Annotated in this window: 24 protein-coding genes and 1 other RNA gene; 9 read left to right on the top strand and 16 right to left on the bottom strand. The window is 63.4% G+C overall.

Annotated features, from left to right (window positions below; translation table 11 throughout):
* Positions 1-157 precede the first annotated feature (157 nt).
* The 6 genes from ppx to EGJ86_RS11675 form a co-directional block, all read right to left on the bottom strand.
* On the bottom strand, positions 158-1,660 hold the full coding sequence (ppx, locus tag EGJ86_RS11700; protein ID WP_177432826.1) for an exopolyphosphatase: 1,503 nt from the start codon (positions 1,658-1,660) through the stop codon (positions 158-160).
* Between the two features lie 98 nt (positions 1,661-1,758).
* Positions 1,759-2,268: an ureidoglycolate lyase gene (locus tag EGJ86_RS11695; protein WP_125835217.1), complete on the bottom strand. Its 510-nt coding sequence runs from the start codon at positions 2,266-2,268 to the stop codon at positions 1,759-1,761.
* On the bottom strand, positions 2,265-2,996 hold the full coding sequence (locus EGJ86_RS11690) for an amino acid ABC transporter ATP-binding protein (protein WP_106735086.1): 732 nt from the start codon (positions 2,994-2,996) through the stop codon (positions 2,265-2,267). The genes EGJ86_RS11695 and EGJ86_RS11690 overlap by 4 nt, the downstream gene beginning before the upstream one ends.
* On the bottom strand, positions 2,983-3,633 hold the full coding sequence (locus EGJ86_RS11685; protein WP_177432828.1) for an amino acid ABC transporter permease: 651 nt from the start codon (positions 3,631-3,633) through the stop codon (positions 2,983-2,985). Before EGJ86_RS11685 ends, EGJ86_RS11690 begins: the two co-directional genes overlap by 14 nt.
* Positions 3,630-4,295 carry an amino acid ABC transporter permease gene (locus EGJ86_RS11680; RefSeq protein WP_125835215.1) on the bottom strand — a complete coding sequence of 222 codons (666 nt, stop codon included), beginning with the start codon at positions 4,293-4,295 and terminating at the stop codon, positions 3,630-3,632. The genes EGJ86_RS11685 and EGJ86_RS11680 overlap by 4 nt, the downstream gene beginning before the upstream one ends.
* Positions 4,296-4,315: 20 nt before the next feature.
* Entirely contained in the window at positions 4,316-5,101 is a 786-nt protein-coding gene (locus EGJ86_RS11675; protein ID WP_125835214.1) for a transporter substrate-binding domain-containing protein, read from the bottom strand.
* 283 nt (positions 5,102-5,384) lie between these two features.
* Between EGJ86_RS11675 and EGJ86_RS11670 the strand changes: the two genes are divergently transcribed.
* The 6 genes from EGJ86_RS11670 (at position 5,385) to EGJ86_RS11645 (ending at position 11,165) form a co-directional block, all read left to right on the top strand.
* Positions 5,385-6,089 carry a FadR/GntR family transcriptional regulator gene (locus tag EGJ86_RS11670; protein ID WP_099524629.1) on the top strand — a complete coding sequence of 235 codons (705 nt, stop codon included), beginning with the start codon at positions 5,385-5,387 and terminating at the stop codon, positions 6,087-6,089.
* A 109-nt stretch (positions 6,090-6,198) separates the two neighbouring features.
* Complete coding sequence (trxA, locus tag EGJ86_RS11665) at positions 6,199-6,525, top strand: thioredoxin TrxA (RefSeq protein WP_003458627.1); 327 nt, start codon at positions 6,199-6,201, stop codon at positions 6,523-6,525.
* A 232-nt stretch (positions 6,526-6,757) separates the two neighbouring features.
* Positions 6,758-8,017, top strand: coding sequence for a transcription termination factor Rho (gene rho, locus EGJ86_RS11660; RefSeq protein WP_090335975.1), 1,260 nt, complete (start codon positions 6,758-6,760; stop codon positions 8,015-8,017).
* 247 nt (positions 8,018-8,264) lie between these two features.
* Positions 8,265-9,731 carry a 4-hydroxy-3-polyprenylbenzoate decarboxylase gene (ubiD, locus tag EGJ86_RS11655; protein WP_125835213.1) on the top strand — a complete coding sequence of 489 codons (1,467 nt, stop codon included), beginning with the start codon at positions 8,265-8,267 and terminating at the stop codon, positions 9,729-9,731.
* Positions 9,731-10,699 carry a CDP-6-deoxy-delta-3,4-glucoseen reductase gene (locus tag EGJ86_RS11650; RefSeq protein WP_125835212.1) on the top strand — a complete coding sequence of 323 codons (969 nt, stop codon included), beginning with the start codon at positions 9,731-9,733 and terminating at the stop codon, positions 10,697-10,699. The genes ubiD and EGJ86_RS11650 overlap by 1 nt, the downstream gene beginning before the upstream one ends.
* A gap of 307 nt (positions 10,700-11,006) precedes the next feature.
* Entirely contained in the window at positions 11,007-11,165 is a 159-nt protein-coding gene (locus tag EGJ86_RS11645) for a DUF3309 family protein (RefSeq protein WP_072423525.1), read from the top strand.
* 200 nt (positions 11,166-11,365) lie between these two features.
* Here EGJ86_RS11645 and EGJ86_RS11640 read toward each other — a convergent pair whose 3' ends face one another.
* Positions 11,366-12,346: an NADPH:quinone oxidoreductase family protein gene (locus EGJ86_RS11640; protein ID WP_106735091.1), complete on the bottom strand. Its 981-nt coding sequence runs from the start codon at positions 12,344-12,346 to the stop codon at positions 11,366-11,368.
* Between the two features lie 155 nt (positions 12,347-12,501).
* Between EGJ86_RS11640 and EGJ86_RS11635 the strand changes: the two genes are divergently transcribed.
* Entirely contained in the window at positions 12,502-12,906 is a 405-nt protein-coding gene (locus tag EGJ86_RS11635; protein WP_017678349.1) for a flagellar basal body-associated FliL family protein, read from the top strand.
* A gap of 56 nt (positions 12,907-12,962) precedes the next feature.
* Here EGJ86_RS11635 and EGJ86_RS11630 read toward each other — a convergent pair whose 3' ends face one another.
* Genes EGJ86_RS11630 through EGJ86_RS11610 form a run of 5 tightly spaced genes read right to left on the bottom strand, consistent with a single transcriptional unit; the run spans position 12,963 to position 20,280 of the window.
* Positions 12,963-14,087, bottom strand: a complete 1,125-nt coding sequence (locus EGJ86_RS11630) for an ABC transporter permease (RefSeq protein ID WP_125835211.1) — start codon at positions 14,085-14,087, stop codon at positions 12,963-12,965.
* Positions 14,087-16,792: a ribosome-associated ATPase/putative transporter RbbA gene (gene rbbA, locus EGJ86_RS11625; protein WP_125835210.1), complete on the bottom strand. Its 2,706-nt coding sequence runs from the start codon at positions 16,790-16,792 to the stop codon at positions 14,087-14,089. The genes EGJ86_RS11630 and rbbA overlap by 1 nt, the downstream gene beginning before the upstream one ends.
* Positions 16,789-17,880, bottom strand: a complete 1,092-nt coding sequence (locus EGJ86_RS11620; protein WP_017678352.1) for an HlyD family secretion protein — start codon at positions 17,878-17,880, stop codon at positions 16,789-16,791. Before EGJ86_RS11620 ends, rbbA begins: the two co-directional genes overlap by 4 nt.
* Before the next feature lie 44 nt (positions 17,881-17,924).
* Positions 17,925-19,781, bottom strand: a complete 1,857-nt coding sequence (locus tag EGJ86_RS11615) for a diguanylate cyclase (RefSeq protein WP_125835209.1) — start codon at positions 19,779-19,781, stop codon at positions 17,925-17,927.
* Between the two features lie 49 nt (positions 19,782-19,830).
* On the bottom strand, positions 19,831-20,280 hold the full coding sequence (locus tag EGJ86_RS11610; RefSeq protein WP_125835208.1) for an EVE domain-containing protein: 450 nt from the start codon (positions 20,278-20,280) through the stop codon (positions 19,831-19,833).
* A gap of 194 nt (positions 20,281-20,474) precedes the next feature.
* On the opposite strand from EGJ86_RS11610, the gene EGJ86_RS25335 reads away from it, so the two are divergent.
* Positions 20,475-20,606, top strand: coding sequence for a hypothetical protein (locus tag EGJ86_RS25335; RefSeq protein WP_256579501.1), 132 nt, complete (start codon positions 20,475-20,477; stop codon positions 20,604-20,606).
* Between the two features lie 54 nt (positions 20,607-20,660).
* Here the strand turns inward: EGJ86_RS25335 and EGJ86_RS11605 are convergent, their stop codons facing one another.
* The 4 genes from EGJ86_RS11605 to EGJ86_RS11590 all read right to left on the bottom strand — a co-directional run bounded on the left by EGJ86_RS11605 (position 20,661) and on the right by EGJ86_RS11590 (position 22,070).
* Positions 20,661-21,257, bottom strand: coding sequence for a 5-formyltetrahydrofolate cyclo-ligase (locus tag EGJ86_RS11605; RefSeq protein WP_125835207.1), 597 nt, complete (start codon positions 21,255-21,257; stop codon positions 20,661-20,663).
* A gap of 55 nt (positions 21,258-21,312) precedes the next feature.
* Positions 21,313-21,491: non-coding RNA, 6S RNA (gene ssrS / locus EGJ86_RS11600), on the bottom strand.
* A gap of 67 nt (positions 21,492-21,558) precedes the next feature.
* Entirely contained in the window at positions 21,559-21,864 is a 306-nt protein-coding gene (locus EGJ86_RS11595; RefSeq protein WP_003458649.1) for a cell division protein ZapA, read from the bottom strand.
* Positions 21,861-22,070 (bottom strand): TIGR02449 family protein, encoded by a 210-nt coding sequence (locus tag EGJ86_RS11590; RefSeq protein ID WP_003458652.1) that lies wholly within the window; start codon positions 22,068-22,070, stop codon positions 21,861-21,863. Before EGJ86_RS11590 ends, EGJ86_RS11595 begins: the two co-directional genes overlap by 4 nt.
* Before the next feature lie 192 nt (positions 22,071-22,262).
* On the opposite strand from EGJ86_RS11590, the gene EGJ86_RS11585 reads away from it, so the two are divergent.
* Positions 22,263-22,817, top strand: a complete 555-nt coding sequence (locus EGJ86_RS11585) for a YecA family protein (protein WP_125835206.1) — start codon at positions 22,263-22,265, stop codon at positions 22,815-22,817.
* The last annotated feature ends 14 nt before the right edge of the window (positions 22,818-22,831 follow it).

The raw sequence follows: 22,831 nt of genomic DNA, 5'->3' as shown, positions 1-22,831 counted from the left end.
CTGATCGCTGGCGATCAGGCCGAGGCGCGGAGCGGGGTGGCCGTAGGCCGGAGGAGAGGGCTTTGCGGTCTTGGCGGGTTGCACCCGCCCTACAGGCTTACCGCCCGAAACCCCGGTGCGCACGGCGCACCCTACGGGCGCTTGACGCAGAAGTTGATCAACGCACGCTCAACGTCAGGTCGATGCGCTTGAGCCACTCTGCTTCGGCTTCGAAGTCCGCCAATGTCAGCGGGTTGGCGGCCAGCCAGCCTTCAGGAAAGACGATTTCCAGGCTGTTGTCGCCGACCTTGAACTGCACCTCGGGCATGCTCTGCGTGCCGCGAATATGGTGAAAGAGGATGGCGAAGCGCAGCAGCACGCACAGGCGCATCAGCTTCACGCCTTCCTCGCCGAAGTCGGCGAACTTGTCCTTGGGGATGTTGCGGCGGTGGCCGCGCACCAGCAGTGCGAGCATTTGCTGATCCTGACGCGAGAAACCCGACAGGTCGGAGTGCTCGATCAAGTAGGCACCGTGTTTGTGGTACTGGTAGTGGGCGATATCCAGGCCCACCTCGTGCACCTTGGCGCCCCAGCTGAGCAGTTCACGATGCCAGTCGTCGGTCAGCCCCCAATCATTGGCAACCTTGTCCAGCGCTGAAAGCGCCTTGGCCTCGACCCGAGCGGCCTGGTCTACATCGACGTGGTAACGCTCCATGAACGCCGCCAGCGTGCGTTCGCGGACGTCTTCATGCTGATGACGACCGAGCAGGTCGTACAACACGCCTTCACGCAGAGCACCTTCGGAGTGGCTCATGCGCTGGATCTCGCAGGCATCGAAGATGGCTTCGAGAATCGCCAGGCCGGCGGGGAAGATGCCGCGGCGGTCCGGCTTGATGCCGTCGAGGTCGATCTTGTCCACTTCGCCGAGCTTGAACAGCTTGCGTTTGAGCCAGGCCAGGCCCTCGACCGTGATCTCACCATTGCTCAGGCCGGCAGCCTTGGTCGTCAGGCCGATGGCCTTGATGGTGCCGGACGCGCCGACGGCATCTTCCCAGCCGAGGCGGCGCAGGCTCTGCTCGATGCCCATCAGCTCCAGGCGGGCAGCGGTGTAGGCCTGGGCATAGCGCGCCGGGGTGATCTTGCCGTCCTTGAAGTAGCGCTGGGTGAAGCTGACGCAGCCCATCTGCAGGCTTTCACGCAGCAGCGGCTCGAAACGCTGGCCGATGATGAACTCGGTGCTGCCGCCGCCAATGTCGGCGACCAGGCGTTTGCCGGGGGTGTCGGCGATGCTGTGGGAAACACCCAGGTAGATCAGGCGGGCTTCTTCACGGCCGGAAATCACCTCGACCTGATGGCCGAGAATTTCCTCGGCGCGGCGGATGAACACCGCGCGGTTGCGCGCCTCACGCAGGGCGTTGGTGCCGACGATGCGTACAGCGCCTTCCGGCAGTGTGTTGGTGAATTGGGCGAAACGACGCAGGCAGTCGAGCCCGCGCTGCATCGCTTCTTCGCTGAGCTGGCGCTCGTCGTCCAGGCCCGCGGCCAGTTGGACCTTGTCGCCGAGGCGCTCGAGAATGCGAATTTCGTGATTGTCGGCCTTGGCCAGCACCATATGAAAGCTGTTCGACCCCAGGTCGATGGCAGCGATCAGGGGAAAACTCTCGGCAGGGGCGTTAGGCATGATTACGGCATCTCGTTCGATTTCCGCGCCATCGTGCCACGACTGAGCGCATGAGCCAACGCATACGGATGTCGCATGAAACTGGTCTAGACCTGTGATCAGGGCAGGTTTAGCGCACTAAGTGGCTGTCTCAGCATCTGCTCGTCGCAGTTATGGCCGTCGCCACCACGGTCCACCACCAGGAAGCGGCCGGGGTGTTGCAGGCACAGTAAAGGGTGGTGCCAGGTGCCGCGAGCGTAGTTCACGCCCTGATCCGGCGCGCTGATGAAGGCGCGGATCTGCGACTCATCCAGTTCGCCGGGCGGCGCGACGACGATCAGCATGCGCCCGCCATCCACCGGGTAGAACGCCTGGCTGCCCAGCGGGTGGCGTTCGAGCATGCGAATCTCGACGGGTGCGTGCCAGGCCTTACCTTCGAACAGGTTGACCAGGGTGCGTGGCGCCTCACCGGCCAGCTCCACCTGCACCAGATCGTGGTAGCGAGTGGTGGTACCGGCGTTGATCGGGAAGGCCGTGGCGCCGGCAGTTTCGATCACGTCGCCGAACGGCGCGAAGGCTTCGCGAGTCAGTGGTTCGATACGCAATGGCAGCGGGGTCATGGCGTTCACAGGTTCACCGAGCCGATGAAGTTGCGCAGCTCTTCGGTCTGCGGGGCGGCGAACAGCGCTTTCGGATCGCCGATCTCATGCACTTTGCCATGGTGCATGAACACCAGCTTGTTACCCACTTCGCGGGCGAAGCGCATCTCGTGGGTGACCATGATCAGGGTCATGCCCTCGCTGGCCAACTGCTTGACCACCGCCAGCACCTCATTCACCAGCTCCGGGTCGAGCGCCGAGGTGATCTCGTCGCACAGCAACACCTTGGGCGACATCGCCAGAGCGCGGGCGATGGCCACGCGCTGTTGCTGGCCGCCGGACAGGCGTTCGGGGTAGGCGTCGAATTTCTCCGCCAGGCCGACGCGTTCGAGCATCTGGCGGGCGGTTTTCTCGGCTTCGGCGCGTGAGGTTTTCTTCACCACCTGTGGCGCCAGCATGACGTTCTCGCCGACGGTCAGGTGCGGGAACAGATTGAACTGCTGGAACACCATGCCGACTTTCTGCCGCAGGCTGCGCAGGTCGGCGCGGGCGGCGTCGATGTAATCGCCGTCGACTTCGATCACGCCGTCGTTGATCGACTCCAGGCCGTTGAGGGTGCGCAGGAAGGTGCTCTTGCCCGAGCCGCTGCGGCCGATGATGGCGACCACTTCGCCTTCTTCGACCTTGAGGTCGATGCCCTTGAGTACGTGGTTGTCGCCGTAATACTTGTGCAGGGCGGTGACGTTAAGCAGTGACATTCAGCCTCCTTTCCAGGCGGTATGCAGCGAGCGAGAGCGGGTAGCAAAGCAGGAAGTAACCGAGGGCGACGAAGCCGTAGACCATGAACGGCTCGAAGGTGGCGTTGGCCAGCATGCTGCCGGTCTTGGTCAGCTCGGTGAAACCGATGATCGAGGTCACCGCGGTGCCCTTGACCACCTGCACCGAGAATCCGACGGTAGGTGCCACGGCGATGCGCAGCGCCTGTGGCAGGACTACGTGGCGCAAAGTTTCCAGGCGGCTCATGGCCAGGCTTTCGGACGCCTCCCACTGGCCACGGCTGATCGACTCGACGCAGCCGCGCCAGATTTCGGCGAGAAAGGCGCTGGTGAACAGCGTCAGTGCGGTGGCTGCGGCCAGCCAGGGCGACACGTCGAGGCCGAGCAGGGCGATACCGAAGAACACCAGAAACAACTGCATCAGCAGCGGCGTGCCCTGGAACAGTTCGATATAGCCACAAGCGAGGATGCGCGGCGCCGATAACGGCGACAGGCGGGCCAGCAACACCAGCAGACCGGCGATGCCGCCACAGACAAAGGCCACCAGTGACAGAAGCAGCGTCCACTGCAGGCCGGTGAGCAGGTTGCGCAGGATATCCCAGAGGGTGAAGTCCATCAGCGGGCTCCCATGATGAAGCGGCGGCCGACCCAGGCCAGCAACTGGCGAATGCCGATGGCCATGATCAGGTACAGCGCGGTGGTCAGCAGGTAGGTCTCGAAGGCGCGGAAGTTGCGCGACTGGATGAAGTTGGCGGCGAACGACAACTCCTCGGTGGAGATCTGCGAGCACACCGCCGAACCGAGCATGACGATGATGATCTGGCTCGACAGGGCCGGCCACACCTTTCCCAGCGCCGGGCGCAGCACCACATGGCGGAACGTCTCGAAGCGGCTCATGGCCAGTGCGCTGGCCGCCTCGAGCTGGCCATGCGGGATGGCCTGGATGCCGGCCCGGATGATCTCCGTCGAGTAGGCGCCAAGGTTGATCACCATGGCCAGAATGGCGGCCTCCCATTCGCTCAGACGTACGCCGAGCGAGGGCAAGCCGAAGAAGATGAAGAACAGCTGGACGATGAACGGTGTATTGCGGATCAGCTCCACGTAGACGCCGAAAATGCGGTTGAACGGGCGGATGCGCCAGGCGCGCAGTATCGCCCCGACGATGCCGAGACCGACACCCAGCAGGGTGCCGATCGCCGTCAGGCCGAGGGTGAAGGCCGCGCCCTGCAACAGCAGATCGCTGTGCTGCAGGACGGCGGCGAAGTCGAACTGGTACGCCATGGCTCAGTTCTCCGCGCGGCTCAGAGGCCGGCCGGCAGCGGCTGCTTCAGCCACTTCTGGCTGAGCGCATCGAGGCTGCCATCGGTCTTGGCGTCGGCGATGATGGCGTTGACCTTGTCCAGCAGTGCGGCTTGGCTCTTGTTCACGCCGACGTACACCGGCGAGTCCTTGAGCTTGATCTTCATGCTCGGCACGCGCTTGGGGTTGCGCTCGGAAATGGCCACCATCACCACGTTGCCGCTGGCGATCAGCTCCACCTGGCCGGAGAGGTAGGCGGCGATGGTCGAGTTGTTGTCCTCGAAGCGCTTGATGGTGGCGCCTTTCGGGGCGACGTTGCTCAGCTCGATGTCTTCGATGGAGCCACGGGTGACGCTGATGGTCTTGCCATTCAGGTCATCGAGGCTGGCAATGGCGGCGTCTTCCGGGCCGAACACGCCGAGGTAGAAGGGCGCGTAGGCGGCGGAGAAGTCGATCACCGCTTCACGCTCTGGGTTCTTGCCGAGGCTGGAGATCACCAGATCGACCTTGCCGGTAGTGAGGAAGGGAATGCGGTTGGTGCTGTTGACCGGGGTCAGCTCCAGCTTCACCGCCAGCTTGTCGGCCAGCAGTTGTGCGGTATCGATATCCAGGCCACGCGGTTTCATGTCCGGGCCAACCGAGCCGAACGGCGGAAAATCCTGCGGTACGGCGACTTTCAGTACGCCAGCCTTACTGATGTCTTCGAGTGCATCGGCGTGAGCGGTGCTGGAGCCGAAGGCCAGGGCGGCGAACAGGGTACCCAGCAGGGTGCGGTGAAATTTGCGCATGTCGAACTCCTGGTGAATGAAAACTGAAGCGTTTTGCTTGGTTCCTGCAGTGCATCGCCTGTGCCAAGTTCAATGAAATCAGGGCTTTCATCGCCTCAGGCGAGTGGAAACAAGGTCTTACTGGTCTGAACAGTTGGCGTAGCTGACCGAATGGTCAGAGGTATTCCTGAGCCATCTCGGTGCGTTCGTGCGCTGAGCTGGTCCACAAGGGGGCGTCGCTTGCCTGAAATATGCTTATGGCCTTACAAAGGCGGCTTTACTGGACTGACCGGCCCGAACAGTCATGAATGCTTCTGCTCCCCGCGCGGTACCCGAATACGCCTTGCAGGCAATCCGTCGCCTGATCGAGGACGAGGGCTATCGCCCTGGCGACGCACTGCCGTCGCAGCGTGATCTGGCCGAGCGCCTTGGTGTCAGCCGTGCGTCACTGCGTGAGGCGCTGTCGTCGCTCAGCGCGTTGGGCCTGGTCAGCGTGCAGGCTGGCAAGGGTGTGTTCGTGCAGGAGGCGAGTAAGGCCGAGGCGGCCGGCGCTTTCGCCTGGCCCTTCGCTGCACAGGTATCGGCGGCCGATACCTTTCAGTTGCGCTTCGCTCTGGAGGGCTTTGCCTGCGGCCTGGCGGCCGGGGTGATGACCGCTGAGGAGCTGGATATCCTCGAGGACAACGTCGAGCAGATGCGCCGTGAGCTGCGCGCGGGCGATTTCGAGCAGGCCACGCGGCTGGATTTCGAGTTCCACCAACGCATACTCGCTGCCAGCGGCAATCAGGCAATGTTCGCCCTGGTTACCTCCAGCGCCGATATCTTTCTGGAAAGCCAGAAGCTGCCGTTCATCCGCCCGGAGCGAGCGATGGAAACCTGGCAGGAGCACCGCAAGATCATCAAGGCCCTTGCCCGGCATGCCGCCGGCCCGGCGCAAAAGGCCATGCAGCAGCATATCCGCGCCGCCGCACTGCGCACCGGTATTGCCTTCACCACGCTGGGCGATTGAGGCCTACATTGGCGACTATTGAAAGGCTCAATCGTCAGTGCCTTTCGGTGTCACTCAAGCCGGGCTATGATGGCGCCACTTTTTTGCTTCCGAATCACGGAGACTCCTCATGAGCGAATTCATCACCAACGTCAGCGACGCCAGCTTCGACCAGGACGTCATCCAGGCTGAAGGTCCGGTTCTGGTCGACTATTGGGCTGAGTGGTGCGGCCCGTGCAAGATGATTGCACCGGTGCTCGACGAGATCGCCAAGGAATACCAAGGCAAGCTGAAGATCTGCAAACTGAACATCGACGAGAACCAGGAAACCCCGCCGAAGTACGGCGTGCGCGGTATCCCGACCCTGATGCTGTTCAAGAACGGCAACGTCGAAGCGACCAAGGTCGGCGCGCTGTCCAAGTCGCAGCTGGCTGCTTTCCTCGACAGCAACATCTGAGGCAAGTCGCTCTGGAAGAGGCCCCGCAATTGGCGGGGTTTTTTCGTTTTCGGGACTAGACGCTGTTTTTTCACGGTGTTAAATTCGACCCCGCTGCATCCTCCATGCAGCTCTCTGCACGCCGTCGCCGATTCATTCCTATACGAACTCGTTCGCGATCCTGTCGCCTTCTCTGCGGCGCGGCCTCTCAAGCTAACAGCTTTCTTCTCCTCTCGATGATCACGTCATTCCTATGAATCTGACCGAACTCAAGCAAAAGCCGATTGCCGAACTGCTGGACATGGCCGAACAAATGGGCCAGGAAAACATGGCTCGTTCGCGCAAGCAGGACATCATCTTCGCCCTGCTGAAAAAGCATGCCAAAAGCGGCGAGGAGATTTCCGGCGACGGCGTGCTGGAGATCCTCCAGGACGGTTTCGGCTTCCTGCGCAGTGCCGACTCTTCCTACCTGGCCGGCCCTGACGACATCTACGTCTCGCCCAGCCAGATCCGCCGTTTCAACCTGCGTACCGGTGACACCATCGTCGGCAAGATCCGTCCGCCGAAGGAAGGCGAGCGTTACTTCGCTCTGCTCAAGGTCGACAGCATCAACTTCGACCGTCCGGAGAACGCCAAGAACAAGATTCTGTTCGAGAACCTGACGCCGCTGTTCCCCAACAAGCGCCTGACCATGGAAGCCGGCAACGGCTCCACCGAGGACATCACCGGCCGTGTGATCGACCTCTGCGCGCCGATTGGCAAGGGCCAGCGCGGCCTGATCGTCGCTCCGCCGAAAGCGGGCAAGACGATCATGCTGCAGAACATCGCCTCGAACATCACCCGCAACAACCCCGAGTGCCACCTGATCGTCCTGCTGATCGACGAGCGCCCGGAAGAAGTGACCGAAATGCAGCGCACCGTGCGCGGCGAAGTGGTCGCCTCCACCTTCGACGAGCCGCCGACCCGCCACGTGCAGGTTGCCGAAATGGTGATCGAGAAGGCCAAGCGCCTGGTCGAGCACAAGAAGGACGTAGTCATCCTGCTCGACTCCATCACCCGCCTGGCGCGTGCCTACAACACCGTGATCCCGAGCTCCGGCAAGGTACTCACCGGTGGTGTCGACGCCCACGCCCTGGAGAAGCCGAAGCGCTTCTTCGGCGCCGCGCGTAACATCGAAGAAGGCGGCTCGCTGACCATCATCGCCACCGCGCTGGTGGAAACCGGCTCGAAGATGGACGAAGTGATCTACGAGGAATTCAAAGGCACCGGCAACATGGAGCTGATCCTCGATCGCCGTGTTTCCGAGAAGCGTGTGTTCCCGGCGATCAACATCAACAAGTCGGGCACTCGTCGTGAAGAGCTGCTGACCGGTGAGGAAGAGCTGTCGCGCATGTGGATTCTGCGCAAGCTGCTGCACCCGATGGACGAGATCGCGGCGATCGAGTTCCTGATCGACAAGCTGAAAGCGACCAAGACTAACGATGAGTTCTTCCTGTCGATGAAGCGCAAATAAGAGGATCTACTGCGCTTCGGTGATGCTGCGTTAAAAACCGACTCGGAATGCTCATGTACAAAAGTACACTCCGCTTCCTCGCCTGTTTTTGCCTTGCCTGACCTTCGCTCGCTACGATCCATTGCACCGCCACAAGGCCGGGGAAACCCGGCCTTGTCGTATCTGGAAGCTTTCAAGCCTTCTGAAAGCCCGACTTCGGCGCTAAACTTTGCGGCCGACTCTTGCCTGTCCGACACGAGGCTCCTGCATGCAGTATCGCGACCTGCGCGACTTCATCCGTGAACTGGAAAAGCGCGGCGAACTCAAGCGCATCCAGACCCCGGTATCGCCCGTTCTGGAAATGACTGAAATCTGCGACCGCACCCAGCGCAAGGGCGGCCCGGCGTTGCTGTTCGAACAGCCCACCGGCTTCGACGTGCCGGTGCTCGGCAACCTGTTCGGCACGCCCAAGCGCGTGGCGCTGGGCATGGGCGCCGAAGAAGTGTCCGAACTGCGCGAGATCGGCAAGCTGCTGGCCTTTCTCAAGGAGCCCGAGCCGCCGAAGGGACTGAAGGATGCCTGGAGCAAGCTGCCGATCTTCAAGAAGGTCATCAGCATGGCGCCCAAGGTGGTCAAGGACGCGCCATGCCATGAAGTGATCGAGGAAGGCGATGACGTCGACCTCGGCAAGTTACCGATCCAGCACTGCTGGCCGGGCGATGTGGCGCCGCTGATCACCTGGGGCCTGACCATCACCAAGGGCCCAAACAAGGAACGGCAGAACCTCGGCATCTACCGCCAGCAGGTGATCGGCCGCAACAAGGTGATCATGCGCTGGCTCAGCCACCGTGGTGGTGCGCTGGATTACCGCGAGTGGTGCCAGAAGCATCCGGACAAGCCTTATCCAGTGTGCGTCGCTCTGGGCGCCGACCCGGCGACCATTCTCGGCGCCGTTACGCCAGTGCCGGATACGCTCTCCGAATATGCTTTTGCGGGCCTGCTGCGCGGTCATCGCACTGAGCTGATCAAGGCGCGTGGTAGCGATCTGCAGGTGCCGGCCAGTGCCGAGATCGTCCTGGAAGGCGTGATCCATCCGGGTGAGACCGCGCCGGAAGGCCCCTACGGCGACCACACCGGCTACTACAACGAGGTCGATACCTTCCCGGTGTTCACCGTCGAGCGCATCACCCGTCGCCGCGATCCGATCTACCACAGCACCTACACCGGCCGGCCGCCAGATGAGCCGGCGATCCTCGGCGTAGCGCTGAACGAAGTGTTCGTGCCGATCCTGCAGAAGCAGTTCCCCGAGATCACCGATTTCTATCTGCCGCCGGAAGGCTGTTCCTACCGCATGGCGGTGGTGACCATGAAGAAGCAGTACCCGGGCCACGCCAAGCGCGTAATGCTCGGTGTGTGGTCGTTCCTGCGACAGTTCATGTACACCAAGTTCGTTATCGTCACCGACGACGATATCAACGCACGGGACTGGAATGACGTGATCTGGGCGATTACCACGCGCATGGACCCCAAGCGCGACACGGTGATGATCGACAACACGCCGATCGACTACCTCGACTTCGCCTCGCCGATCTCCGGCCTGGGTTCGAAGATGGGCCTGGACGCCACCCACAAGTGGCCCGGTGAAACCACTCGCGAGTGGGGCCGCGCCATCGAGAAGGATCCGGCCGTGGTGGCGCGTGTCGACGCGCTGTGGAGCGAGCTGGGAATCGATTGATGAACGTCACCCTGCAACCTTCCGGCGTCACCCTCTCGCTGCAGCCGGGCGAACGCATCCTCGATGGTGCTCGGCGCCTGGGCTACGACTGCCCACAAAGCTGTCGCAACGGTAACTGCCATATCTGCGCTGCGCTGCTGGTTGAAGGCCGTGTCAGGCAAAACGGCGTGGAGCTGGACCATGGTGAGCTGTTCACCTGCCTGGCCGAGCCGCTGGAAGATTGCGTGCTGCACTGGGACGGTGTGCTGGCGCCGGGCGAGCTGCCGGTGCGCGAGCTGAGCTGCCAGGTGGTCGAATGCCAGGATGTGGGCGGCGACGTGTTCCGCGTACGCTTGCGTACCCCGGCCGGCAAAGCGCCGCGTTATCACGCCGGGCAGTACCTGCTACTGCAGCGCCCGGATGGCGAGATGGCGGCGTTCTCACTGGCTTCGGCGCCACATGCCGGGCGTGATCTGGAGTTGCACATCCTCGCCCGCGAAGACAGCAGCATCGCCCTGTTGGAGCAGTTGCGTGCAGCCGGTATGGCGCGCGTGCAGATGCCCTACGGTGATACCCACCTCGCCGATCTGCCCGATGGACCGCTGGTGCTGATCGCCGCCGGCACCGGTATGGGTCAGATGCATAGTCTGATCGAGCATTGCCGCGCCGCCGGTTTCGCTCACCCCGTACACCTGTACTGGGGCGCACGTCGGCCCGACGACTTCTATCAGCTGCCGCACTGGGCCGAGTGGCAACAGCTGGATAATCTGCACCTGCACCAGGTGGTCAGCGACCAGTGCGGCTGGCAGGGCCGTTGCGGCCTGTTGCACGAAGCCGTACGCGAAGACTTCCCCGACCTCAAGGCCCTGCACGTTTATGCCAGCGGCTCGCCGACGATGGTCTACGCCACGCTCGATGCGCTGGTCGAAGCGGGGATGGACGCCCACCAGATGCGCGCCGACGTGTTTGCCTACGCGCCGCGGCCGTAGCCGCAGAGGCGGGTGCAACCCGCCCTGCGCGGTTCAGTAAACCCTTACTACCACCTTGCCCGCCTGTCTTGCGTCCATTGGGTTTTGGCTTTCCCGTCCTGGCTTAGCGCGCCGATTAAAGTTGGCACTTTCCGATTCGCTGTTGGGTCGTAACTGATGTAGGGGATGGCGAAGCAGCGAGGGCATTGCCAGGCATTGGCTTCGCAGCAGTGTTACACCCTGCATAGGATCGGCAGCCGCACATGGGTTGCCGGTTTCAGGCGCGCCGCTCCATCGTGGGCCGCCACAGACATGCGAGGAGATTGCCATGGGCTTGGGAACCATACTGCTGATCATTCTGCTTCTGATGCTGGTTGGTGCGCTCCCGGCGTGGCCGCATAGCCGCAGTTGGGGTTATGGGCCCACTGGTGGCTTGGGGCTGGTGCTGGTTATCGTGCTGGTGCTAGTGCTGCTCGGTTACGTGTGAGCCGGCGCCGGCGTCGTTGACGCAGGCGGTCGCCACCAGCGTTTTTCGTCGTTGACGGCCTGGCGGGCTAAGGTGGGCAGCTTCCAGTTCGCGTCAGTCGCCAATGGATCTGGCGGCTGCAGGCCCTGACGGTCGCAATGAATCTTGGATCTTCTGACGGTGTGGAGTCGCAGGAGCGGGTTGCCCCGCCCCTGAGCGTTTTAGCGAATCTCCACCACCACCTTGCCCACCGCCTTGCGCTGACCAAGTGCATTGATCGCTTCGCCGCCGCGCTCAAGCGGGAAGGTCTGCGACACCAGTGGCTTGAGTTTACCTTCGGCGTGCCAGGCGAACAGCTGCTGGAAGTTCGCGGCGTTGTCCTGCGGCTGGCGCTGAGCGAAGGAGCCCCAGAATACGCCGACCAGTGATGCGCCCTTGAGCAGTGGCAAGTTGGCCGGCAGGGCCGGGATGCCGCCGCCGGCGGCGAAACCCACTACCAGGAAACGGCCGTTCCAGCCGATGCTGCGGAAGGCTTCCTCGAACAGCGTGCCGCCTACCGGGTCGTAGATCACGTCTACGCCCTGGCCGCCGGTGAGCTTCTTCACCTCGTCCTTGAGACTGTGTTCGCTGTAGTTGATCAGCTCGTCGGCGCCGGCCTTGCGCGCCACTTCCAGTTTCTCGGTGCTGCTCGCTGCGGCGATGACCTTGGCGCCCATGGCCTTGCCGATTTCCACCGCGGCCAGACCGACGCCGCCGGAGGCGCCGAGCACCAGCAAGGTTTCACCCGGTTGCAGGTTGGCGCGTTGCTTGAGGGCATGCATCGAGGTGCCGTAGGTCATGCCGAAGGCGGCTGCGGTGGTCAGGTCCATGCTCTTGGGTACTGGCAGCACGTTGTAGGCCGGTACGGCGACTTCTTCGGCGAAGCCGCCCCAGCCGGTCAGCGCCATGACCCGGTCACCGGCGCGCAGGTGGCTGACTTTCTCGCCCACGGCCTTGACCACGCCGGCTACCTCGCCGCCCGGGGCGAAGGGGAAGGGCGGCTTGAACTGGTATTTGCCTTCGATGATCAGTGTGTCGGGGAAGTTGACCCCGGCGGCCTGCACCTCGATCAGCACCTCGTTTTTCTTCGGTTCGGGGCTCGGCAGGTCTTCCAGTACCAGGGTGTTGGCAGGGCCGAAGGCTTTGCACAGCAGGGCTTTCATCAAGGTCATTCCTCTTACAGGGTGCCTTGCAGTGTAGAAAGCGCCCGCTGAGGGTCAACGAGCATGCCGATGCCTGATAGGTCGGCATAAGCGCCGGGCTTGGGTGCGGGCCTGTGGATGGCTATGCTAGGCACATCCCCGATGGAGTGCCGAACGTGAAACTGTTGACCGCCCTGCTGCTGAGCCTGTCGATCTGCCTGCCTGCCCTGGCCTCTTCGGAAAAGAAGGAGGAGGCTCCTGCGACGATTTATCACAACCTGACGCCAGCCTTGATCGGCAACCTCGCGGATCAAGGCAATCGTCTGAAGTTCTTCAAGGCCGATGTGTCCCTGCGGGTGACCGGCACCGAGGCCGAGGAGAAGCTCAAGCAGCATGAACCGCTGATCCGCCATCAGATGGTGATGCTGTTCTCGGCGCAGACCAGCGAGATCATCAACGCGCCCGATGGCCGTGAGAACCTGCGCCTGGAGGCCTTGAAGCAGGTGCAGGACGCGATCAATGGCGAAGAGGGCAAGCCCATCGTCGAAGACCTGCTGTTCAACAATCTGATTATTCAGTGAAAGGGTGCGGCTTCAGCAGCGTGATTTTCGCGGCTGAAGCCGCTCCTACATGTTGTTCAGGCCATCTGCGCCAGGGTCTTGCGAAAGCGGCTCAGCGCCGCGACGAAGAACAGCGCGCCGATGCCGGCGATGGCCAGCATATAGGGCCAGACGATGGGCAGCCCCGCACCGCGATAGAGAATGGCCTGGGCTAGCGCGACGAAGTGAGTGGTCGGCGCCGCCAGCATGATCTGCTGCACCAGCTCGGGCATGCTCTCGCGTGGCGTGGTGCCGCCGGAGAGGATCTGCAGCGGCAGCAGCACCAGGATGATCAGCAGGCCCAGTTGCGGCATCGAGCGCGCTACCGTGCCGAAGAAGATGCCCATCGAGGTGGTGGCGAAAAGGTGCAGTGCCGCCCCGGCCAGGAACAGAGCAATTGAGCCTTCGATCGGCACCTGCAGCCATCCCTGCACCACCAGCAGCAGTGACAGGGCTGCAGCCGCCAGCACCACCAACCCCATCGACCAGACCTTGGCCAGCATGATTTCCAGTGGCGTCACCGGCATCACCAGCAGGTGTTCCACGGTGCCATGCTCGCGTTCGCGGATCAGCGCCGCACCAGTGAGGATGATCGACAGCATGGTGATCTGGTTGATCACTTCCATCACCGAGCCGAACCAGGCGCGCGTCAGGTTGGGGTTGAACTGTATGCGCAGCGCCAGTTCGGCCGGCTGCTGCAGCTCGCCACGGTAGCGGCGGACGAACTCGGCCACTTCGCTGGCGCCGATGTTCTGGATGTAGCCGGCACCGGTGAAGGCCATGCTTACCTGCGTCGCATCGACATTGAGCTGGATTGCCGGGCTGCGACCGGCGAGCACGTCGCGCTGAAAATTCGGCGGAATGTTCAGGGTAAAGGTGTAGCGCCCGGCATCCATGCCGCGATCCATCTCGCTCAGGTCGATGCGTTCCGGGGTACGGAAATAGGGCTCCTGAAAGGCCTGGATCAGGCGCTCTGAGAGTTGCGACTGGTCTTCGTCGACCACGGCGATGGCGGCGTTGTGCAGGCTCTCCGGCATGCTGGTGGCGGCCGAGTAGACGCCCATGCTGAAGGCCCAGAGGATCAGCAACACCAGCGCCAGGTCATGCTGCAGGCTGCGCAGCTCCTTGATGCCGAGGTACAGGATATTGGCCAGGCGCTCCATCAGACCTCCTGTTTGCGCAGCAGGCTGGCGCTGAGCAGCGTCAGCAGCGGGATGGTCAGTGCCAGGGCGGCGAAGTAGCCGGCCAGGTCCTGCAGCTCCAGTGCCTTGGAGAAGATGCCGCGGCTGATCACCAGAAATTGCGAGGTCGGGTAGAGCTGGCCGATCACCGCGCCTGCGCCTTCCAGCGAGGCGACCGGGTAGATCAGTCCGGAGAACTGGATGGCCGGCAGCAGGGTGACGATGGCGGTGCCGAAGACCGCGGCGATCTGGCTCTTGGTGAAGGTCGACATCAGCAGGCCGAGGCCTGTGGCGCACGCCAGGTAGAGCAGGGCGCCGGCCAGCAGGGTCAGCGGGTTGCCCTTGAGCGGCACGTCGAACACGGTGACTGCCAGCAGCGCCAGGAGGATGAAGTTGAACAGGCCCAGGGCGATGTAGGGCAGTTGCTTGCCGAGCAGGAATTCCAGGCGGGTGACCGGGGTGACGTAGAGGTTGATGATCGAGCCCAGTTCCTTCTCGCGCACTACACCGAGGGCCGTGAGCATCGCCGGAATCAGCATCAGCAGCAGCGGAATTACTGCCGGCACCATGGCCTTGAGGCTCTCCACGTCCGGGTTGTAGCGGTAGCGCACTTCCAGCTCGGCGGCGTTGGCTGCTTGCGGCTGCGGCGAACGCCGCGCCAGTTCGCTCAGGTAGTGCTGGTGCAGGCCGGTCACGTAGCCCTTGATGGTTTCTGCGCGGGTCGGCATGGCGCCGTCGATCCACATGCCGATCTGCGGGCTGGCGCCGCGCTTGAGGTCGCGGCCGAAGTTCGGCGGAATCTCCACCGCCAGGCTGATGTCTCCGTTGCGCAGGCGTCGTTCCAGCTCGTCGTAATCGGAGAGCGGCGTTTTCTCCAGGAAGTAGCGCGATCCGGACAGGTTCAGGTGGTATTCCTGGCTGGTGGTGGTCTGGTCGCGATCCAGCACGGCGAAGGTCAGGTCTTCGACGTCGAGGCTGATGCCGTAGCCGATGATGAACAGCAGCAATACCGTGCCAAGCAGCGCCATGCCACCGCGAATTGGGTCGCGGCGCAGCTCCAGCGCCTCGCGGCGGGCGTAGCTGAGCAGGCGGCGCAGGCTGAAGCGCTGACGCTGTGCTGGCGGCGCCTGTTCCAGTGGCGGCGCCTCGCTGACCGGTTGCTCGCCGACAGCCTCCTGCAGGTAGGCGATGAAGGTGGCTTCCAGGCTGTCCAGCCCGCGTTTTTCCATCAGGCCTTGCGGCGTGTCGCTGTCGAGTACCTTGCCGGCGTGCATCAGCGAGATGCGATCGCAGCGCAGCGCCTCGTTCATGAAGTGGGTAGAGATGAAGATGGTCACGCCGTCCTGGCGCGACAGGTCGAGCATCAGTTGCCAGAAGCCGTCACGGGCGACCGGGTCGACCCCCGAGGTGGGTTCGTCGAGGATCAGGATCTCCGGCTTGTGGATCACCGCCACGGCCAGCGACAGGCGCTGGCGGATGCCCAGGGGCAGGCGTTCGGGGAGCATGTCCATGACCTCGCCGAGGTCGAAGCGTGCGGCCATCTGCGTCACACGCGGCTCGATCTCCTCGGCCGGGACATGGAACAGCTGGGCATGCAGTACCAGGTTCTGCCGAACCGTCAGCTCGCCATACAGGGAGAACGCCTGGGACATGTAGCCGACGCGCTTGCGCGTGGCCATGTCACGCGGGTCGACCGCTTGGCCGAACAGCAGCGCCTCACCCTCGCTGGCCGGTAGCAGGCCGGTGAGCATCTTCATGGTGGTGCTCTTGCCGCAGCCGTTGGAGCCGAGAAAACCAAAAATCTCGCCACGGCGGATGCGAAACGACACCGAATCGACGGCGACGAAATCACCGAAGCGCATGGTCAGGCCCTTGGCTTCGATGGCGATCTCGTTGCTGTCTTGCAGGGGTGGAATGACCACCTGCTGATGGCCGCTGCGGCGTTCCTCGGGCAGCAGGGCGATAAAGGCCTGCTCCAGGCTGACGCTGTTGGTGCGTGCGCGCAGTTCCGCCGGGCTGCCTTCGGCCAGCACGCGGCCGGCATCCATCGCCACCAGATGGTCGAAGCGCTCGGCCTCCTCCATGTAGGCGGTGGCCACCAGCACGCTCATCTGCGGGCGCTGCGTGCGGATGCGCGCGATCAGCTCCCAGAACTGGTTGCGTGATAGCGGGTCGACGCCAGTGGTCGGCTCGTCGAGGATCAGTAGATCTGGGTCATGAATCAGCGCGCAGCACAGCCCGAGCTTCTGTTTCATGCCGCCGGACAACTTGCCCGCCGGGCGCTCGCGGAAGGCCGCCATGCCGGTGCTGCGCAGCAGGTCGTCGATGCGCCGTTCGCGTTCGGCGGCGTCCTGGCCGAACAGGCGACCGAAGAAATCCAGGTTCTCGAACACCGACAACGTCGGATACAGGTTCTTGCCCAGGCCCTGCGGCATATAGGCGATATGCGGGCAGACGCGGCGGCGATGGCGGGCATCGGCCATGTCACCACCGAGCACCTCGATGTTGCCTTCCTGAAGCTTGCGCGCCCCGGCGATCAGCGCCAGCAGGCTGGACTTGCCGACGCCGTCCGGGCCAATCAGGCCGACCATGCCACGGGCCGGCAGGGCCAGATCTATCTGCTGCAGGGCGTGGGTCTGGCCATAGCGCAGGCCGACGCCGCTCAGGCGTGCGACCGGCGCGTTCATTGCGGAACCTTGATCGCCAGATGTGCAGGCCATTCAGCCTCAGGGTCGAGGCGCAGGTAGGCCATGCCGGGCACACCGGTCTTCACCTGCTGCAGGTGCTTGCTCAGCAGCTCGGGGTCGATGCGCGCCTTGACCCGGAACATCAGTTTCTCGCGCTCGCTGGCGGTTTCCACGGTTTTCGGCGTGAACTGGGCGACGCTGGCGACATAACTGACCTTGGCCGGGATCACGTATTGCGGCGCGGCGTCGATCACCAGGCGCACCTCGCTGCCCAACGCGACGCGGCCGGCCTGGCGCTCGGGCAGGAAGAAGGTCATGTAGACGTCGGTCAGATCCACCAGGTTGAGCAGCTTGCCGCCGGCACCGAGCACTTCGCCGGGTTGAGTGACGCGATACTGTACGCGCCCGGCGCGTGGCGCCTTGAGCTGGCTGTCGTCGATGTCCACCTGCAGCCTCTCGACGCTGGCGCGGGCCGCTTCGGTCGCCGATTGCGCTTCGATGGCCTGCGACTGGGCTGCAGCTATGCCGGCCTCGGCCGAGCTGACCTGAGCGCGGGCGGCGGCCAGCGCGGCCTCGGCACTCTGCAGGCGGGCCAGATCGTCATCCAACGTCTGCTGAGGCAGGGCGTTGCGCTTGACCAGCGTGGCGCTGCGCGCGTGACGTTTGCGCGCGGCATCCAGCTCAGCCTGGCGTTGGTGCACCACGGCCTCGGCGGCAAGTTTTTCGCTTTGACGCAGGCTGATCTGGCTGGCGGCGGTGATCTGGCCATTCTCTGCCTGGCGCAACTGGGCACGGGCCTGGGCCAGCTGGGCTTCGAGCACCTGGGTGTCCATGCGCGCGAGAATCTGGCCGGGCTCGACGAAGTCACCTTCGTCGACCTCGATGCTGGCGACGCGCCCGGCGAGTTTGGTCGCCACATCCACTTCGGTGGCTTCGATGCGCCCGTTACCGCTGGCGAAACCCTCGCCCAGCCCCGCCGGGCGCAGTTGCCACCAGGCTGCGGCCGCCAGCAAGGCCAGGCTGGCGGCGAACAGATAGGGCAGGCGGCGTTTTGCGTTGGTCATCTCGGCTTCCCTGTAGCGCCCCATGGCTGGAGGCTTTCACGACATTTCCATTGTCTGCCTGATGCGCCTCAGGGTGCTTGATGCAGGTCAAGCGGGGATGGCTGCCACAGGCAAGTACGGTTGCGACCCTCATGCTTGGCGCAATATAGCGCCTGATCTCCCTGGGCGAGAAACTCGCCTGGCTGTTCGTCCTTGACCGGGGCGACCACGGTGATGCCGATGCTCAGGGTCAGCCGGCCGAACGGGCTGGCGGGGTGGGGGATATCCAGGTCGGCGATCATCGTGTGAATGCGCCCAGCGACCTGCTCGGCACCGTCCAGGTTGGTGTTGGCCAAGATGATGGCGAATTCCTCGCCACCATAGCGGCAGGCAGTGTCGCCTTCACGTTGCAGGCTCTCGCGCAGGACGCTACTGACGCGGCGCAGCGCATCGTCGCCAGCCAGGTGGCCGAGGGCGTCGTTGTAGGCCTTGAAGTGGTCGATATCCAACATCAGCAGCGCCAGGGGCGCATCGAGACGGCGCAGGCGGCGCCATTCGGCCAGCAGTTGCTGATCGAAATAGCGGCGGTTGTACAGCCCAGTCAGACCGTCCAGCTGTGAGAGGCGCTGCAGCTGCGCTTCCAACTGCAGGCGCTCGCTGTTGTCGCGGGAGACGGCGATCAGGTATTCGCGGTCGTGCAACTGCACCAACTGGGTGTTGATTTCGGCCGGCTGGCGACTGCCATCGCGGCGAATCAACTCGCGCTGGAAAATCCGCGAGAGGTTGTTGCTTTGCGCCTGGCGCGCCTGTTCCAGCCAGCGGTGAAAGCCTGGCAGGAGCTTCTCCGGATCATCGCGCAGCAGCTCGGCGAACTGTTCGGGGCGGTAGCCGAGCGTGGCGTAGGTTGCCTGATTCATGTGCAGCAGCTCGCGGGTATTGCTGTCGAAGATGAACAGTCCGTCATGGCTGGAGTCGGTCAGGTCCAGTACCAGTTGTAACCGCTCGCGGTTCTCGCGCAGGCGCTGCTCGGTTTCTTCACGGCGTTCGGCCTCCAGCTTGAAGCGGCGGTTGGCCTGCTGCAGGGCATGGGCTCGGCGGCTGTTCTCCAGCGCCAAAGCCAGGGCGGCAACCAGCAGCAGGCTGATGGTCAGGCTGGCACCGAGCACGACGTCGGGCAGCGGCGAGTCCAGTTGATCGAGCAGTTCTTCGGTGGGGCTCAGGCGCAGGCTGAAGCCCTGGTTGTTGAGCAGGCTCAGGCCCAGTTGCAGACTGTGCCGCGCATTGTCGGTCGCAGCGCCATGACGAAACAGGCTATGGCCGTTCTCCAGCAATTCGAGGTTGAAGGCTTCGCGGTCGATCTGGGTGAGTAGCTGCAGCATCAGCGGCTCGACGCGAAATACGCCCTGCAGGAAGCCGTCGAACACCTTGCTGCCATTCAGCTCGCGGTACAGCGGTGTGTAGAGGACGAAGGCACGTCCGCCCTGCACCAGATCGAAGCTGTTGGAGAAGCGCTGTTCACCGTTCTCACGAGCTTCCATCGCCAGTGGGTAGTTGGGGTGCTCCGGGTACAGGCGAAAATTCAGCGCGGCTTCGTTGCCGGCCACCGGCAGCAACCAACGCATATGCAGGTCGGGGCCGACCCATTGGATCGACTGGTAGGCGGGAAAGCCGCGCAGGGCACGCTCCACTTCTTCGTCCCAACTGGCGCGTGGCAGACGGCCGAGACTGTTCCATAAGCGGGCGATACGCTCGAGGCTGGCCACTTCCAAGTGCAGCGTGCTTTCCAGCTGCCGTGCCAGGCTACGTGCCTGGTAGCCGACCCGCTCGTCGACGCGCTGTTGTTGCACGGATTCGATCTGGCGCCAAAGCAGCACGCTGGCGCTGCTCAGCACCAGTAACAGTAGCGCCAGCGCAAGGCGCGCTGGCCAGGCGGAGGATGCTGGCATGGATAACTCCCTTGGCATGCTGTGGTGATAGCACAGTGCCGTAGGTGACTCAACGCATGGCGAGAATTGCCGTCCATTCGGACTCGGCCACCGGCATCACCGACAGGCGGCTGCCGCGTTGTACCAAGGCCAGCTCGGCCAATAGCGGGTTGTTCTTCAGGTGTTGCAGCGGCAGTACCTCGTCGAAGGCTTCGACGAACTCGACGTCCAGGGCGCTCCAGGGGTTCTTCTCGGCGCTGGCCTTGGGGTCATGGTAGTGGCTGTGCGGGTCCAGCGCGGTTGGGTCGGGGTACACCTCGCCGGCAATGCGCGCGATACCGGCGATACCGGGTTGCGGGCAGCTGGAGTGGTAGAAGAAGAACAGGTCGCCCGGTTGCATTGCGCGCATGAAGTTTCGCGCCTGGTAATTACGCACGCCATCCCAGCGCGTTTTGCCCAGTCGTTGCAGGTCATGGATGGACAATTCATCGGGTTCGGACTTCATCAGCCAATAAGGCATGAACTTTGCTCCTGCAGGTCTGTCCGTAAGCGGACGCTCGTTTGAGGGGGATCTCCGACGGCCGGTTGGCGTCGGAAATTGCACAGTGCTTGGCACTGAAGGAAAATGCCCGGCTAAACGCTTGGCGCTGTCGTATTGCATAAAACAATAACGCGCGACCAACGCGCGCATTGCCTTGAAGGGGGAGGCAATAAATGAAACGCAAGCCAGATCTTTTGTGGGTTCTCGTCGTACTGTTCAGCCTGGGCGTGGTTACCACGGGTTACACCCAGAGCCTTTGGGAGCGTCAAAACGACGCTTCGGTCAATGTAACGCAGCAGCCCTGATTCACTGGCTGTCCGCGTAAGCGCCGCAGGGAACGCGGTGCAGCATCCTTCGCTTCAATACCACGCCTTATCCGTCACCGTTGCCTGCAAGGGCACGTCCCAGCTGGCCATGGCCAGTTCATCCACCCGCTGACATTCATGCGCCAGACCCAGTAGTGTCGGCATGTGCCAATTTTTGCGCATGCGCAGATAAGCCAGGCTGCGGTCGTAGAAACCGCCGCCCATGCCCAGGCGTCCGCCGCGATCATCGAAGCCCACCAGCGGCAGCAGCACCAGATCCAACGCCCACACCTTGCGTTGGCGTTTGGGTTGCGGGCGCGGCTCGAGGATGCGGAAGCGATTGCCCGCCAGTTTCTCGTGCTGGCTGACGCGCTGAAACACCATCTTGGTGCGCGGCCAGGCGCTGAGCACCGGCAGGTAGGTGCGCTTGCCGCGTTTCTGTGCGGCGGCCAGCAGCGGGCGCGGGTCGATCTCGCCGTCATTGGGCAGGTACAGGGCGATATGCCTGGCGCGGCGAAACTGCGGGCTTTGCGCCAGCTGGCGGTACAGGTTGCGTGCGGCAATGCGTTGCTGGCTGCGGCTGAGCGCGCGACGACGTTGACGCAGCACGCGGCGCAGTTGCGGGCGACTGAGAGTGGCTGGCGTAGTCATGAGGTGTGGCAGGGGCGAGGCGAGTAGCAGTGCTGAAGGCTGCTGCTGGAAAGGATGACTTCCCGACGTGCCGCTGTCGGTTTAGCCCTTGAACCCGAAAGTTCAAGGTGGAGGTTGCAGGAGGCGTTAAGGCTTTCCGTCAGGCGGACATGCACACCGGCCCCAACGTGCAACCCCCGTGGTTGTGCGTATCGGCTCAGGGACATCACCGACTGGCGCACACCCCAGGAAGTTGCGCCCAGTATACCCGAACAGAGGGTCTGCGGGGCGGCCTGCGACGAACAGGCAGGCATGACGGTGCTCAGGCGCTCGGGTCGTCGGCCAGTGCATGGTCGACGCGATCGAGCAGATCGCGCACCTGCTGGCGGGTGGAGTTGGCGTCCTGATCCAGGCGCTGTTGCTTGTGCAGCAGGTCGTGAGTGATGTTCAGTGCGGCCATCACGGCAACACGATCAGCACCAATCACTTTGCCGCTGGTGCGGATCTCGCGCATCTTGCCATCCAGATAACGGGCAGCACTCTCCAGATTGGCGCGTTCATCCTGCGGGCAGGCGATGCAATATTCTTTGTCCAGAATGTGGACGGTCACGGTGTTCGACTGGGTCATGAGTCCTGCTCCAGGGCTTTAAGGCGCGAAATCATCGATTCGACCTTGTGCCGGGCCATTTCGTTCTTTTCGATCAGATGGGCGCGTTCCTCGCGCCAGGCCTGTTCATTCGCCAGCAGGAGTCGGTTGTGAGCCTTAAGCTGCTCGACACGCTGGATCAGCAGTTCCAGCTTGGCGGTCAATGCGTGCAGATCGGCGTCTTCCATGGGCTCTCGCTATGGGAGGGAATGGCTGGACTATATAGGCCTGTCCCGGCTACGGGTCAAACCACGGATAGCAGTGGTGTGATGCAGATGGCGGCATCACCCTGGCGGCCTCGGATGGTCTTGCCGCGTCTGCCGGTGCTAGGATACGAGGCCTCCATTCTAGAGATTGCGCCGTCTGGCGCCTAGCTATCTATGTCGATTCCAAGCTCTCCCTACGCCGCCTTCGCCGCTTTGCTCAACAGCGCCGGGCATTCCGTTTCCCCTGCTGAACTGCATGGTCTGCTGCTCGGTCGCAGCTGCGCTGGCGCGGGCTTCGATGCCGATGCCTGGCTGCTCGACGCTGCCGATCTGCTCGGCGGCGAGCCGCAGGATAGCGTGCGCCAGGCGCTGATCGGTCTGCAGGAGATGGTCAAGGGTGAGCTGTGCAGCGAAGACGTCACCGTGGTGCTGTTGTTGCCGGATGACGAAACCCCGCTGGCGCAGCGCGCAACCGCTCTGGGCCAGTGGTGCCAGGGTTTTCTCGGTGGCTTTGGCCTGACCGTTCGCGACGGTGCGCTGAGCGCCGAAGCCATGGAAGTGTTGCAGGATCTCTCCGCCATCGCCCAGGTGCAGAGCGCTCTGGAAGAATCGGAAGATGGCGAGAGCGATTACATGGAGGTGATGGAGTACCTGCGTGTGGCGCCGCTGCTGCTGTTCACCGAGTGCGCCAAGCCCGCGGCGCCCGCTGCCAAACCCTCCCTGCACTGATTTTCGTCGGAGCC

Source organism: Pseudomonas sp. o96-267 (assembly GCF_003935465.1).
GTDB classification, from domain to species: Bacteria; Pseudomonadota; Gammaproteobacteria; order Pseudomonadales; family Pseudomonadaceae; genus Aquipseudomonas; species Aquipseudomonas sediminis.
Note: the sequence above shows the minus strand (reverse complement) of the source record. Positions and strands in the feature narration are given on the sequence as shown.